18 protein-coding genes are annotated in these 15,139 nt (G+C 66.0%); 5 read left to right on the plus strand and 13 right to left on the minus strand.

The window, feature by feature from the left end:
• Positions 1–7: 7 nt before the first annotated feature.
• Genes ACWHYV_RS03125 through soxC form a run of 4 tightly spaced genes read right to left on the minus strand, consistent with a single transcriptional unit; the run spans position 8 to position 2,771 of the window.
• Positions 8–556 (minus strand): DUF488 domain-containing protein, encoded by a 549-nt coding sequence (locus tag ACWHYV_RS03125; protein ID WP_447979200.1) that lies wholly within the window; start codon positions 554–556, stop codon positions 8–10.
• Positions 557–583: 27 nt separating this feature from the next.
• The gene (locus tag ACWHYV_RS03130) at positions 584–898 is read right to left on the minus strand and encodes a TfoX/Sxy family protein (protein ID WP_447979201.1); all 315 of its coding nucleotides are present in this window, start codon (positions 896–898) and stop codon (positions 584–586) included.
• Between the two features lie 54 nt (positions 899–952).
• Positions 953–1,522, minus strand: coding sequence for a c-type cytochrome (locus tag ACWHYV_RS03135; protein ID WP_447979202.1), 570 nt, complete (start codon positions 1,520–1,522; stop codon positions 953–955).
• On the minus strand, positions 1,515–2,771 hold the full coding sequence (gene soxC / locus ACWHYV_RS03140) for a sulfite dehydrogenase (protein ID WP_447979203.1): 1,257 nt from the start codon (positions 2,769–2,771) through the stop codon (positions 1,515–1,517). The genes ACWHYV_RS03135 and soxC overlap by 8 nt, the downstream gene beginning before the upstream one ends.
• 242 nt (positions 2,772–3,013) lie before the next feature.
• Between soxC and ACWHYV_RS03145 the strand changes: the two genes are divergently transcribed.
• Positions 3,014–3,388, plus strand: a complete 375-nt coding sequence (locus ACWHYV_RS03145; protein ID WP_447979204.1) for a response regulator — start codon at positions 3,014–3,016, stop codon at positions 3,386–3,388.
• Here ACWHYV_RS03145 and ACWHYV_RS03150 read toward each other — a convergent pair.
• Positions 3,371–4,126: a 5-formyltetrahydrofolate cyclo-ligase gene (locus tag ACWHYV_RS03150; RefSeq protein WP_447979205.1), complete on the minus strand. Its 756-nt coding sequence runs from the start codon at positions 4,124–4,126 to the stop codon at positions 3,371–3,373. The two genes, ACWHYV_RS03145 and ACWHYV_RS03150, sit on opposite strands and share 18 nt — an antisense overlap.
• A gap of 69 nt (positions 4,127–4,195) precedes the next feature.
• Here ACWHYV_RS03150 and ACWHYV_RS03155 point away from each other — a divergent pair, with 69 nt between their 5' ends.
• From ACWHYV_RS03155 to ACWHYV_RS03165, 3 genes are all read left to right on the plus strand, one after another.
• Positions 4,196–5,419: a diguanylate cyclase gene (locus tag ACWHYV_RS03155; RefSeq protein WP_447979206.1), complete on the plus strand. Its 1,224-nt coding sequence runs from the start codon at positions 4,196–4,198 to the stop codon at positions 5,417–5,419.
• A gap of 60 nt (positions 5,420–5,479) precedes the next feature.
• Positions 5,480–5,719 (plus strand): BolA/IbaG family iron-sulfur metabolism protein, encoded by a 240-nt coding sequence (locus ACWHYV_RS03160; RefSeq protein WP_447979207.1) that lies wholly within the window; start codon positions 5,480–5,482, stop codon positions 5,717–5,719.
• 134 nt (positions 5,720–5,853) lie between these two features.
• Positions 5,854–6,183, plus strand: coding sequence for a glutaredoxin family protein (locus ACWHYV_RS03165; RefSeq protein WP_447979208.1), 330 nt, complete (start codon positions 5,854–5,856; stop codon positions 6,181–6,183).
• A 15-nt stretch (positions 6,184–6,198) separates the two neighbouring features.
• Here the strand turns inward: ACWHYV_RS03165 and ACWHYV_RS03170 are convergent, their stop codons facing one another.
• From ACWHYV_RS03170 to ACWHYV_RS03205, 8 genes are all read right to left on the minus strand, one after another.
• Positions 6,199–6,933 carry an SDR family NAD(P)-dependent oxidoreductase gene (locus ACWHYV_RS03170; RefSeq protein WP_447979209.1) on the minus strand — a complete coding sequence of 245 codons (735 nt, stop codon included), beginning with the start codon at positions 6,931–6,933 and terminating at the stop codon, positions 6,199–6,201.
• 3 nt (positions 6,934–6,936) lie between these two features.
• A complete protein-coding gene (locus ACWHYV_RS03175) occupies positions 6,937–7,737 on the minus strand; it encodes a TIGR04282 family arsenosugar biosynthesis glycosyltransferase (protein ID WP_447979210.1) in 801 nt (266 codons plus the stop codon).
• Positions 7,737–8,438, minus strand: coding sequence for a TIGR04283 family arsenosugar biosynthesis glycosyltransferase (locus ACWHYV_RS03180; protein ID WP_447979211.1), 702 nt, complete (start codon positions 8,436–8,438; stop codon positions 7,737–7,739). The genes ACWHYV_RS03175 and ACWHYV_RS03180 overlap by 1 nt, the downstream gene beginning before the upstream one ends.
• Before the next feature lie 84 nt (positions 8,439–8,522).
• The gene (locus ACWHYV_RS03185; protein ID WP_447979212.1) at positions 8,523–8,930 is read right to left on the minus strand and encodes a hypothetical protein; all 408 of its coding nucleotides are present in this window, start codon (positions 8,928–8,930) and stop codon (positions 8,523–8,525) included.
• Positions 8,927–10,108 (minus strand): 2'-deoxycytidine 5'-triphosphate deaminase, encoded by a 1,182-nt coding sequence (locus tag ACWHYV_RS03190; RefSeq protein ID WP_447979213.1) that lies wholly within the window; start codon positions 10,106–10,108, stop codon positions 8,927–8,929. The genes ACWHYV_RS03185 and ACWHYV_RS03190 overlap by 4 nt, the downstream gene beginning before the upstream one ends.
• Positions 10,109–10,231: 123 nt before the next feature.
• Positions 10,232–11,350 (minus strand): KamA family radical SAM protein, encoded by a 1,119-nt coding sequence (locus ACWHYV_RS03195; protein ID WP_447979214.1) that lies wholly within the window; start codon positions 11,348–11,350, stop codon positions 10,232–10,234.
• 52 nt (positions 11,351–11,402) lie between these two features.
• Positions 11,403–11,699, minus strand: a complete 297-nt coding sequence (locus ACWHYV_RS03200; protein WP_447979215.1) for a glutathione S-transferase N-terminal domain-containing protein — start codon at positions 11,697–11,699, stop codon at positions 11,403–11,405.
• A 92-nt stretch (positions 11,700–11,791) separates the two neighbouring features.
• Positions 11,792–13,270, minus strand: a complete 1,479-nt coding sequence (locus ACWHYV_RS03205; protein ID WP_447979216.1) for a hypothetical protein — start codon at positions 13,268–13,270, stop codon at positions 11,792–11,794.
• Between the two features lie 228 nt (positions 13,271–13,498).
• Here ACWHYV_RS03205 and ACWHYV_RS03210 point away from each other — a divergent pair, with 228 nt between their 5' ends.
• Positions 13,499–15,067 carry a phosphatidylglycerol lysyltransferase domain-containing protein gene (locus ACWHYV_RS03210; protein WP_447979217.1) on the plus strand — a complete coding sequence of 523 codons (1,569 nt, stop codon included), beginning with the start codon at positions 13,499–13,501 and terminating at the stop codon, positions 15,065–15,067.
• Positions 15,068–15,139: the final 72 nt, after the last annotated feature.

Raw genomic sequence — 15,139 nt, forward strand, 5'->3', positions numbered from 1 at the left:
CGCCCGCTTAGAAGAGCTTCAGCTCGATTTCCGCCCCCTGCGCGGGATACAGGAGGCGGCCCCCCTCTTCCCTGGCAAACGCCGTCAGCCGGTGCGGCTCCGTTCTCGATGGACCGAGGATGTGCTCCACCCGCCAGCCGTGGACGACCAAGGCATCGGCGATCAAGGAGCGATGGCACCGCCACGGGACCGCTTCCGCGCACATGACGGCGCTCGGCTCTCCTTTCGCGAGGCGCATGAGCTCGTCCAACGCACCCTGAAATTCCTCCGTCTGCATGTAATCGGCGTATCCTCGAAAACCGCGATGGCGCCACCCCGTGTTGACTGAATCGGCCCGCGGCGTCCGCCGGCCGCCGAGCGCCGGCAGGTGCCGATAGTCGATGGCCTGATCCCGGAGGCGCTCCGCAAGCGGGTCGGTGTGAAACTGGGGATGGCGACGCGAGTACGGGAACCGTCGAACATCGAGCAGCCGGCGCACGCCGCGGTCCTGCAACAGAACGAGGAAGGACTGGAGGTCTCTCGTCGAGTGGCCGATCGTCCAGATCGTCGCAGCCATGACTCAGTATGCCATGTGCCGACCGCGTCAGTCCTCGGTGCAGCGACTCGCGCGGTCCGCCCAGACGCCGAGCGTCTCGGGATCCTCGACGACTTCGAGGGGGACGGCATAGTAGCGCGTCAGCGTCTGCTTCTTGTTGGGCCGAAACGGCTTCATGCCATGCTGCAAGAACAGCGCGCGGGTGGCCCGATCGGTTTTCAGGTACAAGCGGTCGCGATGGAGGATGCCGAAGAAGACACGGCCGCGGTACAGCCCGTATCCTCCGAACATCGCGCGGCAGGAAACGTCCTTGAGGCTCTTCAGTTGATCGAGGACGAAATCTTTGAACGTCGAATCCGCCATTCTCTCCGTCCCAAGGGAGGTTCCGTCGACGCGCTTCGTCGTCGGCGGTGAGGATCACCTCGGTCGATGCGCCGCGCCTGGCAGGTTGCCCTCGGCTTCGACGAAGCCATGGCGATTCGGCATCTGGACCGCCGCCAAGGTGCCCGCATCCAGCGCGGCCTCCTCGGGGATGATGCCGTTGCGGTAGAGGATCCAGGCGACGACCGCATAGACTTCGTCGGACGTGAGGGACTGCGGCGCAGTGAGGGGCATGGCGCGGCGGATGTAGTCGTACAGCGTCGTGGCATACGGCCAGTAGCTTCCCACGGCCTTGAGCGGCTGATCGCTCTTCAAGGTGCCTTGGCCGCCGACGAGGCGATCTGCGGGCCCCTCGACCCCGGTCGCCCCGTGGCAGGCGGCGCACTTGGCCGCGTAGACGGCCGCACCCTGGCGGACGGTCCCCCGGCCTGGCGGGAGCCCCTCTCCGCTCGGCGAGACGTCGATGTCCCAGGCGTTGATGTCCGCCTCGGTCGCCGGTCGGCCGAGATGATACACGGGCGAGCCCCGTTCGCCGGCCTGCACCAGTCCGAGGCCCGCCACAAGGCAGGCGGCCGCCATCCCCGCCCGCCGAGTCGTCTTAAGCATGGATATTCTCGATCCGTCCATCGCGCGTGACCTTCCAGCTTTGGAGGGCATGATAGTGATAGACGGAGTGGACGCCGCGTTCGGCGACCAAGCTCTCTCGGGTGGGCTGCGTGTAGCCGGTCTCGTCCGTACACCGGCTCTGGAGAACGGCTTCCTGGCCGTCCCACTGCCAGCCCAACCGAAAGCGCGTGTGACACTTGGGTAGAACCGGCTCCTGCAGCACCGCCGGGTGCCACGTTCGGCCGGCGTCCGTGCTCACGTCGACGCGAACGATGCGCCCGCGACCGCTCCATGCGAGACCACGGATCTCGACAAATCCGCGCTGGATCTGCTGGCCTCCGGAAGGCGCGGTAATGACCGACTTGGCATCCATGACGAACGTGAACTGCCGGGCGGTCCCGTCCGGCATGAGGTCCGTATAATGCGAGGTTTCCTCTCGCGTCATGAACGGGGCGGTGCCGAGCTTCAACCGCCGCAGCCACTTGATACACGTGTTGCCCTCCCATCCGGGCAGCAGCAGTCGGACGGGATACCCCTGTTCGGGCCGCAACGCCTCGCCGTTCTGCCCGTAGCAGAGCAAGGCCTCATCCAGGGCGGACTCGAGCGGGATGCTCCGCGTCATCGCGGCGGCGTCGCCGCCTTCTGCGAGCATCCACCGTGCCTCGGGCTTGATCCCCGCCTCGGCCAGGACGGTGGAAAGCCGGACCCCGGTCCACTCGCTGGTGCTCGTCAAGCCGTGTGTCTCTTGCGCCGTCCGGCCGATCGGGCCCCGCCATTCTCCGGCGGAATTGCCGGAGCATTCGATGAAGGCCAGGCGCGAGACGGCGGGAAATCGTTTCAGGTCCTCCAGCGCGAAGATCAACGGCCGGTGGACGAGACCGTGGATCAACAAGCGGTACTGAGCGGGAGCGATGACCGGGACGCCATTGTGATGGCGCTCGAAGTGCAATGAGGAGGGGGTGAGGATGCCGTGCAGATCTTGGAGCGGGGTGAGAGAGACCATTCCTCGTACGAGCCGATGCGCCCGCTCGAAGTCCGACCGCGCGCCATGGGCGGTGGGCGGATGGCCCGGCACGCGCGTGGGATCCTGGGCCTCGTCGCCCAGGACATTCCGAGGAGTCAGGCCGTGCGCCGCCCAGATCCCCACGGCCCCTGCCGCTGTCAGCAAGGCTCGGCGGCTCATCCCGTGATCGGATGGATCGCGATCCGCGCCGGCCGCGTCTGTGTCGGCTCGAGGATCCGGGTTCATCGAGGCTCCACGAAGAGGGACACGGTATTATCGATGGATGCCGGGGCCCTTGTCTACCGAGGAGGCGAGGCGAGCGCGATTGAGGTCCGTGAATCGGTCGGGACGCGAGATCCGATCCAGGGTCGAGGGGAGCGAAGGCTTCCTCTTCACTCGAGAAAACGGCGTGCCGCCGTGAGCTTCAGGTTGACGGTTCGGCCGCCATCAGGTATGAGAAGGAAAGGCGCGCCTAGGACGAGAGTGCCATGGCCAGAATCCTTATCATCGACGACGACAAGATGGTCTTGGATATGCTGCGGCAGGTCTTGGAGAGCGCGGCGCATACCGTCATGGAGGCCCAAAATGGAGAGGTGGCCTTGAAGCTGTGGCGGGAGAAGCCCGGCGACCTCATCATCACCGACATCCTGATGCCCGAGAAAGACGGGTTGGAGGTCATCCGCGAGCTGCGCCGTGAATTTCCCGCCGCCAAAGTCATCGCCCTCTCCGGGGGCAGTCGCCGCATCCACTTCGACGCTCTGGACGTCGCCAAGCGCTTCGGCGCCGTCCATACCCTCACCAAGCCGTTCGAGCTTCGAGAGCTGCTCGAAGCCGTCGAATCGGCCCTAAGCTCTCGGCTGTAGCCTTCCCGATCGCCGGCCGACCGTTGTCCGTGACTTGAGCTCCTTCAGCACCGGCATGTCCTCGAGGTCTCGCCCCGAGAGCCGGCCCCAGTCGACGCCGGCGGGAGCGGGCGGGGGCTTTCGAACCCGGATGACCCGCTCTGGCGTCACGATGACCGAAAGCGGGAGATCGGTCGGGTCACGCGGAATCGCCTCGACGATCTGCACCTCATGGACCGTCGTGGCGACCGGCACGGGTGGATGGCCGAGCTCACGAAGGATCGCATACTCCAGATCGCTGTAGCCTTCCCCCTTTCCGCAACGGTGCCCCGCCGCAGAGACCGCAACGGAGCCACAGACGATGCCGTCGACGGGCGGCAGGTCGGCCAGGGGCACCGCTCGAGCCCAACGACGGCCCTTCGAGAGTCCGGCGGCCTCGCGCAGCTTGTCCCGGGGAATGACGCTCGGATCCAAGCAGAGGAACCCGCCCCGCAGCCGGGGAGTCGGGACGAACACCGTGATCCCGCGGCGGAGCGCTTCTTCACGCACCCACCGTTGCGGAGCATCGGGATTGATCTTCAGCCGTCTGGCCGATGCCCATGGCTTGAGCCTGAACAGCCGGAGCGCGGCTTCCCGAGCGCCGTGGAAATTCGGAATCCGGCCGTGGGGCGGAAACGGAAAGCGTGCCAGTCGTTCCCGCTGCAGGCGGTCCCATATCGCCTGCCGGATCTCCGCCTTCCCCGGTCGTCGTCTCCGCATCGCTGCCCCCGCCTGATCGTACTCTATACTTATCGCTGGAGCAGGGAAATCGACGGGAGGAACAAAGCGATGAAGCGGGAATGGCGGGCCGCGGTCTGGCGCTTCCTCGTGCCGGGTGCGGCGCTCGTGCTCGCGGCCGCCGTCATCAGTGCGCGCCCGTCGGCCCTCCCCGCCGCCTTCCATCCCCTGGCCGCCGCCGCGCCCGCGGTCTCGCTGACCGTCGGGCTCCTGCTCAGCGCCTATTTCCATCGCAGCCGTCTGGTCTTTGCGCTCCTGCTGATCGCTCTGGGCTACGCGGGCGTGACCCATCCCTGGCTCAGCCAGAGTGCGGGCCGTGCGGCGGCGACGAGGTCTTTTCCACTGATCGGGTTCGTCTCCGTGCTGGTCCCGGCGAACCTGATTCTGCTCGCCCTGGTCAAGGAGCGAGGCGTTCTCACCCGCAAGGGCGTCTGGTTGCTCGGGGTCATCGTCGTCCAAGCCATCGTCGCGGTCGTCGCCGTGCGGCAGGGCCTGCGCCTCGATGCGCGCCTGATCCTTCCCGACTGGGCGCATCGGGCGACGATCCCGCAACCGGGGCTCGTGGCCTGGCTGCTCGCCGGCCTGGTCTTCCTCGTTCGCTTCATGATCGCTCGCGAGGCGGTGGATGGGGCCTTCTTCTGGACGGCGGTCTCGGTGTTTCTCGCCCTCGAGCAAGCTCCGGGTTTGCCCGCCGGCTGGTATTGGACGGCGGCGGCGGCAGCCCTGTCGCTCGCCGTCCTCCAGTCCTCCTATGTCATGGCCTACCACGACGAGCTCACCGGGCTGCCGGGGCGCCGGGCGTTCAACCGGATGCTGCTTCAGCTCGGTGACCGCTATACCATTGCGATGGTCGACGTGGATCATTTCAAGACGTTCAACGACGTCTACGGCCACGATGTCGGCGATCAAGTCTTGCGCATGGTGGCCGCCCGCCTGGCCGGGGTCGAGGGAGGCGGGAGGGCCTTTCGGTACGGAGGAGAAGAGTTTGCGGTCGTGTTCGACGGCCTGCCGGCCGGCCAGGCCTTGCCGTTCCTCGAAACGCTGCGGCGGACGATCGAGGAGGCGACGTTCACACTCCGTCGCCGTTGGCGTCCGCCGAAAAGACTGCGACGCCCACGGACCCGGAGGCGCCCGAGCCGAGTCGTCTCGGTCACCGTGAGCATCGGAGCCGCGGAGGCCGATGCACGGGGTGTGTGCCCCGAGCAGGTGGTGAAGGCGGCCGATCAGGCCCTGTACCGGGCGAAACAGGCGGGACGCAATATGGTGAAAACGTGAGCGTCCGGGCGCATTGCCTTTCTCGGAAGCAGTACGCTATCGTAATGCGCGGGAGGGATCGTGATCACCACGGACGTGCTGACGAGCTACCTCAAGCGCGCGCTGCCTGACGCCGAAGTGACGGTGACGGATCGCACCGGGACGATGGACCACCTGTCGGTCCGGGTCGTCTCGGATCTCTTCAAGGGCAAGAACCTGCTGGACCGGCATCGGATGATCTACCAGGCGCTCGACGAGCCCATGAAAGACGGCCGGATCCATGCGCTGGAGCTGAAGGCGGAAACACGCGACGGAAGCTGAGGCGACGTCCGTCCATACCCATGACCGAGGGGAGCATTCGATCGTCCGGCGATACGCTCCGTGGGGATCGAGCGCAGCGAGCGATGGCCTGCGTCCGTGAGACGCGTCGCACGGCTCTCAAAGGGGAGGAAAGCATGGCGACTCCAATCGAGGAAGAGATTCAGAGGGAGATCAAGGCGCACAAGATCCTGATTTATGGCAAGGGCACCAAGACGATGCCGATGTGCGGGTTCACCCGCGAGACGATGCAGTTCTTCGACAAGTACGGGTATCCGTACGAGATCATCGACGTGCTCCCGAATCCCGCGAAGCGGGAGGCCCTGACGAAAATGACGAATTGGCCCACGCTCCCGAAGGTCTTCATCAACGGCACCTTCTACGGCGACACCGACATCCTGGAGCCGATGGAGAAGAAGGGCGAGCTGGAGCCGCTGTTGAAAAAGGTCTTCGGACAGGCGGGCTGATGACCTCGGCGTCCGCTAGATTCCCCACGCACCGCTCACGTGAATGTTCGTTCCGTTGACGTATTGCGCCTCGGGGGAGAGCAGAAACCGCACGGCCGCTACGGTATCCTGCACGGTTCCGATCGTCCCGGCGGGGATGCGTTTGGCCATGGGCGCGAGCTCTTCCGGTGGCGCGCTCCCGCTGTCGATGAAGCCCGGGGAGATGGCGTTGACCGTGATGCCGTGGGGGGCGAGCAGCTTGGCAAGCGTGCGGGTGAGGATCAAGACGCCGGCCTTGGCGATGTAGTGCGCGGTGATCTCGGGCTGCGCGATCATCTGGTCGGCGTTCGCCATGCTGAAGGTGATGATCCGCCCGGACTTCCGCGCCTTCATCCCGGGGGCGGCCGCCTGCGTCACGTAGAACACGGGATGGAGATTGTTCGCGAACATCTCGTTCCAGCCTTCCGCCGTCTCCTCGAACAAGTTCCGGCGATGGTAGGGGCCTGCGCCGTGGATCACCGCGTCGATCCGCCCCCAGGTCTGCTCGACCCGCTCGATCAACGCCCGTGCCGCGGCCGGATCCGAGACGTCGCATCGGATCGCCAAGCCTCGACCTCCGGCGGTGGTGACGGCCTGGGCGGTCTCGGCGCCCTCTTTCTCGCTGGTCCGGTACGTGACGGCCACCGACCAGCCTTGCCGCCCGAGGTCGAGCGCGATCGCTCGACCGATCCCCTTGGCTCCCCCCGTGATCACTGCCACCTGCTCAGTCATGGATCACCCTTCTCCTCGAGATGAACGTCGCTCCTTCAGCCGTGAGGCAATCAGCCGCAGCGCACCGGCGGTCCGCGCGGAGACGAGCGGCGCGGCCGCTTTGGTTCGCCCCGGCGTGTCCAGGCCGCACGCCGCGATGGTCGCCTCCAGGTCTTGAATCGTATCGATGTCCCGCATGCCGGGCAAGAGGGCGATGCGGAATCCCAGCGCGCGGGCCTTCTCCTCCGTGCGGCGACAGACCTCCGAGGTAGACCAGGCGACGTCACGAAACAGCTCGGGAACCGGTCGGGTGAGCCCGATCAGGTAGTATCCGCCGTCCAGCGCGGGCCCGAGCACGAGATCGTGATCGGAGAGGGCGGCAAAGGCTTCGGTGTAGCGGGTCTCGGGAAGCGTCGGCACGTCCGTCCCGACGACGACGACGGGCCGATGGCCCCGGTCGAAGGCCTCGACGAAGGCGCGGTGCATCCTGGCGCCCAGGTCCGGGCCGACCTGGTCGATGAGGTGGACGCCGTGGCGTTCCTGGAGGACCTTGAAAAACACGTGCGTCGAGGCCGGGGCGCACGCGACGATCCGGGAAAACCGCGGGGACGCACCCTTCGGCAGCCCGCGCCCGGCCGCGGCCGCGCTTCGTTCGAGGACATCGAGCACAAAGGTACCGTGCAAGCTCGCCGACTCGTCGGGCGTCAGCGGCGGGCAGAGCCGGGTCTTGACCTGACCGGGGACCGGCGCCTTGGCGAAGATGATCAGCGCGGCGGAGGAGCGGGTGGGAAGTTGAGCCGTGGTCGTCGACGGCTTGGTTCCCATCACCGAACCTCGGCGTAGAGCCGCGCCAAGCGCTCCGGGCTTGCCCCACACCAATACAGCGCGCGCAGTGCCCACATCAACACAATGGTACGAATGGGTCCGCACTGCTGCCATCGGCGAGAAGACGTGACGACCCGAAGCCGCAGCGCCGCAAGCCGGCCGTGCTGTTTGAGCCGTCTGGTGAGCTCCACGTCCTCCATCAGCGGAACATCAGGAAAGCCGTCCAGCCGCGCGAAGACGTCGCGACGAACGAAGAGCGCCTGGTCGCCGGTGGAGATGCCGGTCCATCGGGATCGCCAGTTCATCAAGGCGGCGATCACGGGCGCCAACCCCCGGCGAGTGTCGAACTGCACGTCGAAACGGCCTCCGATGCATCCCTGGTCGCCGCACGCTCGCGTGACGGCCGCGATTGCGCCTTCCGGTAGCCTCGTGTCGGCGTGGAGGAACAGCAGGATCTCTCCGTGGCTCGCCGCGGCGCCCACGTTCATCTGACGCGCGCGACCCGCTGGGGAAGTGAGAAGGTGAATCGGATGAGTGGAGCCGAGTCTCCGCGCGGTCTCTTTCACCAGAGCCTGGGTGCAATCCGATGACCCGCCGTCGACGACGATGATTTCACTCACGTCCGATCGCGTGGTTCGTGCCAGCGTGTCGACGATCAGCCGTTCTTCGTTCAGAGTGGGAATGATGACGCTGACGCGCATGGGGTTGACGCGCTGAGTGCGAAGTGCTGAGCAGAAGAAGTCGGCTCGCTGAGGTCGTCGGTCCTCAGCACTCGTGACTCAGCCCTATCGACTGGGCGGGGCGGTCTTGAACATGAAGAAGACGACCATGGCAATGGTCCCCCAGAACACCGCCTGCTTGTGCCAAAACAGCACTTCGCCGTAGTGGAAGATGGCGAGGGCGAGCACGATCGCCGTCCCGACGACCAGATAGCGCAGGGTGGGATTGCCGATCGTCGCCTGCGCCCACAGCGCGAGCCCGGCGAAATAGAGGAGGAGGGGAATGACGCCCGCCAGCTCGAAGCCGCCGCTGATCGACAAGAAGACGTCGAGGAACCCGACGAACATCATCGCGACGCCGACGAACATCATCGCGACGTTGAATTGGCGGTCTTCGTGGGACCCGGAGGAGGCGTCGTGCCCCGGCGCGTCCCGTCCTGGCTGGTCGTCCTTGCCGATCATCCGATCGCTCACAGGCCCGCCACGGGCCGGGCGCGCTTGAACTGCTTGCTCAACGCCAACCCCTGTCCTTGGTAGGACGAGCCGATGCCCAGCCCGTACACCTTATCCGATTGGGCCAATAGACGCTCGTAGATGAGGCGGCCGACGACCTGGCCGTCCTCGACGAGGAACGGGACCTCGTGCGACCGGACTTCGAGAACGGCGTGGGTGCCCTTGATGTCGCTCGCCCCGTAGCCGAACCCGGGGTCGAAAAAGCCGGCATAGTGGATCCGGAACTCGCCCATGGAGGGGTCGTAGGCCACCATTTCGGCGGCGTAGCCGGGCGGAATGCGCACCCGTTCCTTCGACAACAGGATGTAGAAGTCATTGGGGTTCAGGATGATGCGGCGGTTGCGCGGCGCTTCGAGCGGATCCCAGAAGTCGTCGGGGTCGTAGTAGTCGCGCTTGAGGAGATCGATCGCCGGCGTATTCTGCTTGGCGCGATAGCCGATGACCGCGCTGCTCTTGTCCGGCTGCAGATTCAACGAGACCATGAGCCCGCCGTTGATCTGCGCTTCCTGCGGCAAGTCGTGGTCCACGTAGACCAGCCGCTCCTCGGCGTCGAGCTTCTTGTGGCTGGCCTCCGTCGGAGGAGGGGACCCGCGGACGAACCGCAACTGGTTGAGCTTGACCCCTTCCTGCACGATCACCGTGAAAGTCCGGGGGACCACCTCCGCGTACAGCGTGCCCTTGTACCCCGCCGGGACGCGTTCGAACTCGGTGCCGCCGTCACAGATCAACCGGGTGAACACGTCGAGACGCCCCGTCGTGCTCTTCGGGTTGGCCTTGGCGGACGTGTCGTGCGGCAAGGCCAAGCGCTCCATCAACGGCACCAGGTAGACGCACCCCTTCTCGAAGACGGTCGGCCTGGTGAGGTCGATCTTCGTCATGACCAGGTCCGTCAGCTTCGTCTCGACCTGGGCGTTGGGCCCCGGAAGGAAGCTGGCCTGCATCCGATACGCGACCGGTCCGAGCCTGAGGTCGATGCTCGACGGCTGGATCTGCTCTTCGTCGATCGGCGTGGCCGCGGCGATGCGCCCGTGGTCGATGAGCTCGCGGATCTTCTGCGAGGGCAGGATTCCGGTGGTGAACGCCAGGCTCTGCAGGTCGCGTTCGAGCTCCGGGAACAGGGTGTAGAGTCGGTCCGTCATGCCGTCACCGAGCGGGCGCCCACGGTCGGGGAGGCGCATGAGAGGAGCATGATAGATGAAATGACGGCCTGAGACCAATTCAAAATGAGGAGGCGGAAGCTGGCATGCAGCACCGGCCCTGTGTCAGGCCTCATCGAACACGCCGTTCCCACAGCCGGAGCTCGGGGCGCCGACCATCGGCAGCTCACGCCGGCCGTTCTTTTGAGGCTGCGGGTAGTGGTACGTCTTCTGCTCGTAGTTTTTCAGGACGGCCCCGTCCTCATCCAAGTGCACGAGGTAGTCTTGCGGCAGGACCGGAATCTTGCCTCCACCCCCGGGGGCGTCGATGACGAAATGCGGGACCCCCATGCCGCTCGTGTGGCCTTGCAGCTCCCGGATGATCGCCATGCCGGTTTCGACGGTGGTCCGGAAATGATTGGTCCCCTTCGTCAGGTCGGCTTGGTAGAGGTAGTACGGCTTGACGCGCGCGAGCAAGAGTTGATGGACCAGCCGCTTCATCACCGCGGGGTCGTCATTGACGCCCTTGAGCAGCACGGTCTGCGCGCCCAGCGGTACGCCCGCGTCGGCGAGCAGGCCGCACGCCGCCTTGACGGCGGGCGTCAGCTCGTCCGGGTGGTTGAAATGCAGGTTCATGTAGAGCGGATGGTACTTCTTCAGCAGCTCGCAGAGCCTCGGGGTGATCCGCTCCGGCAACGATCCCGGCACGCGCGTGCCGATCCGAATCAGCTCGATGTGCGGGATGCTCCGCAAGGCTTTGAGCACCCGTTCCAGCAGGGAGTCCGGGAGCAGCAGGGGGTCTCCGCCGGAGAGGATGACGTCCCGCACTTCCGTGTGCTCCCGGAGATAGGCGATGGCGCGGTCCAACTCGCCCTTCTTGAGGAAGCCGGGTTTGCCGACCAGCCGTTTCCGGGTGCAGAAGCGGCAGTAGATGGGGCACTGATTGGTCACCATCAACAGCACGCGGTCCGGGTACCGATGAACGAGGTGGGGGACCGGGCTCATCACGTCTTCTTCCAGCGGATCGTCCTCGGCGTCGAGGTCGTCCAATTCCACGGCATCCGGCACGACCTGCTTCCAGATGGCGTCGCCCTTTTCTTTGATCGTCGCCAACACGGTCGGCGTGATCCGCATGGGATAATTGCCGACCACCGCTTCGATCTCGCGCGGATCGACCCCCAAATGTTCGGCGAGATCCTTAGGCTTGACGATACTGTCAGCGAGGATGCGTCTCCAGTCTTCCATCACTCACCCCTGGCAAAGAACCGGTCCGTCGGGTCCGGCCGCGTGCGGCGGATCACAAGGAACAGCAGGGCCCCTCGTCCTCCCGCCGGCGCCGTCCCGCCCCGCCATTCCCACCCGCGGGCTTTCCATAGCGTTCCTCGAGGTACGCGAGAATGTCGCGGGTCTCGGTCAAGACCGTGTCACCGTCTTTGAGCACCGGGACGTAGTACTGACCGGAGACGTCGAATACCTGGCGCCGCAACGGCCGAACATCGGGCACGACGACGTCCTCATAGGCGACGCGCAACGCCGCGAGCTTCTCGCGCACGAGCGCACATTCCGGGCACCAATGGACGTGGTAGAGGGTCATCTTACCGACGAGTGCTGAGTGTAGAGTGATGAGTGATGAATGGAACCGTTGGAAAAGTCACGGTCCCTCGTGTCGTACTCATCGTTCATCGCTCATCGTTCATCACTGTCTCGAATCGCGCAAGGCACCATGACGGCGTCCCGCATGCCGTGGATCACTTTCTTGTCGAGCGAGCACACCGTGGCGAGAATCCCCGCGAGCTCGGCCTTCCCTTGAATGACGAAGTAGTAGGGCGAGAGCCGGGCACGCCCCGGCATGGCGATCATCTCGTCACGCTCGGGGTCGTGATACGTCAGATCGAACTGCCGGCCTTTGTGAAACTCCTGCACAATGTAGGGGGACGCCGGGAATGCCGTCAAGGCGGCATCGATCGCGGCGGCCCACTCGGGTTGGGGCAGGTCGTGGCCGACGGAGACGCCGCGGCTCCCCCAGGCCAACTCGGAGAAGCCCGACGGCTTGACGACGTAACGCCGTTCCTTCTGGGAGAGAGCGGCGAGCTCGCGCCAGTCGGCGGCCGGCCGGCCGCCGATGCTCAGGCCCGGGATGACGGCCGTCGGAGGGATCGGGCGGGGGTCGAGCACCCAGGTCCGCGGCATCAACCGTCTCAAATCGGCAAAGGTCCGCTCCCCGAGGGACGCCTCCCAATACCCAGCCAGCCGAGGATGGTGCAGCAGCGCGAACGCCAACTTTTCCTCGAGCGCCGGTTTGAACGGGGGCGTCACCGCGACGTGCCCCTTCTTCGCGCTGTACATGATGAGCTCCGCTTTCGGAATGTTCTTGAGGTCGAACAGCTCGAAGAAGCGGTACACGACCGCGATGCGGTGCTCATGTCCCTCCACGGTGAGCCAGAGCCCTTCCTCGGTGAACCGGACGTCCCGCGGGCCGACGCAGTAAGCCTGCAGCCCGAGACTCTCGAGTCGAGCGGCGAGCCAGGTCATTTCGGGGCGATACTCCTTGGCCTCCTCCGAGACGACGATCGCGACGCAGCCGGGCCGAGACGCGGCCACGTCTTGGATCATGCGCGCGAAGCCTTGCACGATCCCGTCCGTTCCGCCGACCATGGGACTCCCGCGGCCGCCAGAGGCCGGGCCCGAGTAGGCCTGCGCCAGAGCGCCGGTCAGTCCGATCCCGCCGGGCACCGAGTCGAGCTCGGTGATGACCATGCCGTGATCGGTGGGAATGATGTCCGGACGGATGACGCCCGGGACAAGGTCGCGGAAACGCTTCATCCGGCTGTAAGCGACCAGCGACTCGGGTTTGCCTTGATCCAGGTAGGCGGCCGCCCAGGGCGGCTGGACGCCCCGCACGCTCTCGAAGTAGAGGGTATTGAGCGCACGCGAGAAGGACAGGAGGTCCTGCCCGAGGGTTTGGAAGAAGGCCAACTCCTCCGACGACAGGAGCAAAGGGTCGGGGGCGATGCGCCAGGTGGTGGCGTGTGCGCCCGAGGGCGCCTCGGCTTCCGGGGTGTCATAGACCCCAGCCGCGATCAACGCCTGCCGGATGGTGCGGCAACGCTCGGTGGGGCTGATCACACGGGGGTCGTTGGAGAGGTCGGGCGCGAGTGCCAACACCCTACCCTACGAAGTCGGCACGGACCGAATGCCGCGCATGCCAAAACGGGTTGGTCGAACAGAATCCATGCCGGATGGTACAGCGGGAGCTTGCTGGGGCGTCTCGAGCATTGATTTGACTCGATCGTAGCACGGCGATTTGCGACGAGACAAGAGGACCGCGTGCTGCGTGCCGCGGGAGCATTGTGCCGATCGAGGCGCGCCACGTAAGATACCGGGAGAGACGCCATGGCGACCGAACTCCCGCTCGTGCAGCTCGACGGCCCGTTCCCGCAGCACGTCCCGTCGCGTGCCTGTCTCGAGTGCCCCGTCTGCTGCCATTTCCCGGAGGCCGACAGCTTTCTCCGTCCCTATTTCACCGAGGAGGAGATCCGGGGGGCGGTGGCTCGGGGCGTTCCCTCGGGCATGTTTCCGAACCCCCGGGGCGGCCAGATCGAGCTCGTCCCGCACCCGTCGGGCGAGGGCTTTCTCTGCCCGGCCTTCGATCCGGAGGCATCACAATGCCGGATCTATGACGCGCGGCCTCTGGACTGTCAGCTCTATCCGCTGGCGCTGATGTGGTCGAGCGACGGCGCCGAGGTCCTGCTTGGATGGGACGCCAAGTGCCCCTTCCTGGCGGAGCGAGGGGGCGCGCGCGGCGATGAAGCCGGAGACGAGACGATGCCCGGGGCGGCAGGGAGGAGCGGCGAGACGCTCGAGCAGTACGCCGAACGGGTCGCGGCACGGCTGGAACGCGAGGAGATGATCGAGCCGCTCGCGGCCCATCCCCGGCTGATCGGTCCCTTCCAAGAGGATGTCGTCGTGCTGCGTTCCCTTCCTCGGCTGACGGCACGGCTCCGTTCGGCACCGACGATGCCCTCGCCCGCCTCGGCCTCGTCCTCGGGGCTGCGCCCATTGACGCCTGCGGACGCCCCGTGCTTCACGACCGCTTTGTCCGAGGTTCCGACGCCATTGGCGGCGTTCGCGCTCCCGACCCATCTGCTGTGGCGCTCGCTGTTCACGTACCGATGGGCCGAGCTCGAGGGGCGGTTGTGTCTCTTTGCCGAGTATCAGGATGGGCTGTTCATGCCGCTCCCTCCGCTCGGCGACGCTCCCCTGGCGCCCGCCGCCGCCCATGCCTTCGCCGTCATGCGGGAATGGAATCGTGGGACCGCGGTGAGCCGGATCGAGAACGTGCCCGAGCAATGGACCGCCGACCTGGAGGCGCTGGGGTATCGGCTGTCTCCCAAGGATCCGGACTATCTCTATGACGTCCGGAACCTGGTGACGTTGCACGGCGACCGGTACAAGTCGCAGCGTGCGCTCTGCAACCGCTTCGTGCGCGAGCAGCGGTTCGAGTATCGCCCGTACACCAGGGCCCTGGCCCGAGCCTGCCTCGATCTCTATCGGCGCTGGACGTCTCAGAAGGACAACCGCCGGGTCGATGGGCTCGCCGCCGCGCTCCTCGAGGATGCCCGGTCGGCGCACGAAGAGGCGCTCCACCATCACGACGACTTGGGTCTCGTCGGACGCATCATTACGATCGAGAACCGGGTGGTCGCCTACACGTTCGGATACGCGTGCAGTCCGGGCGTGTTTTGCATCGCGCTCGAGATCGCCGACCGCACGATTCCCGGCCTGGCCCAGTTCCTGTTTCGCCGTTTCTGCGAAGAGGCGGCCGAGCAGGGCGCGACCTGGGTCAACACGATGGACGACTCGGGGCTGGCGTCGCTGCGGCGGAGCAAGCTCGCCTACCGTCCGGAACGCCTGGTACCCAGCTTCATTGCGACGGAAGCGAGGCTTCCCCGTCACGCGTAGGTTTTTGACTGACATCGGCGAAGGGAGTACTATGCCGGTCTGGTCATCCTGAGCCCGCCCTCGATGTCGCAC

The sequence above is a fragment of the Candidatus Nitrospira bockiana genome (assembly GCF_965152565.1).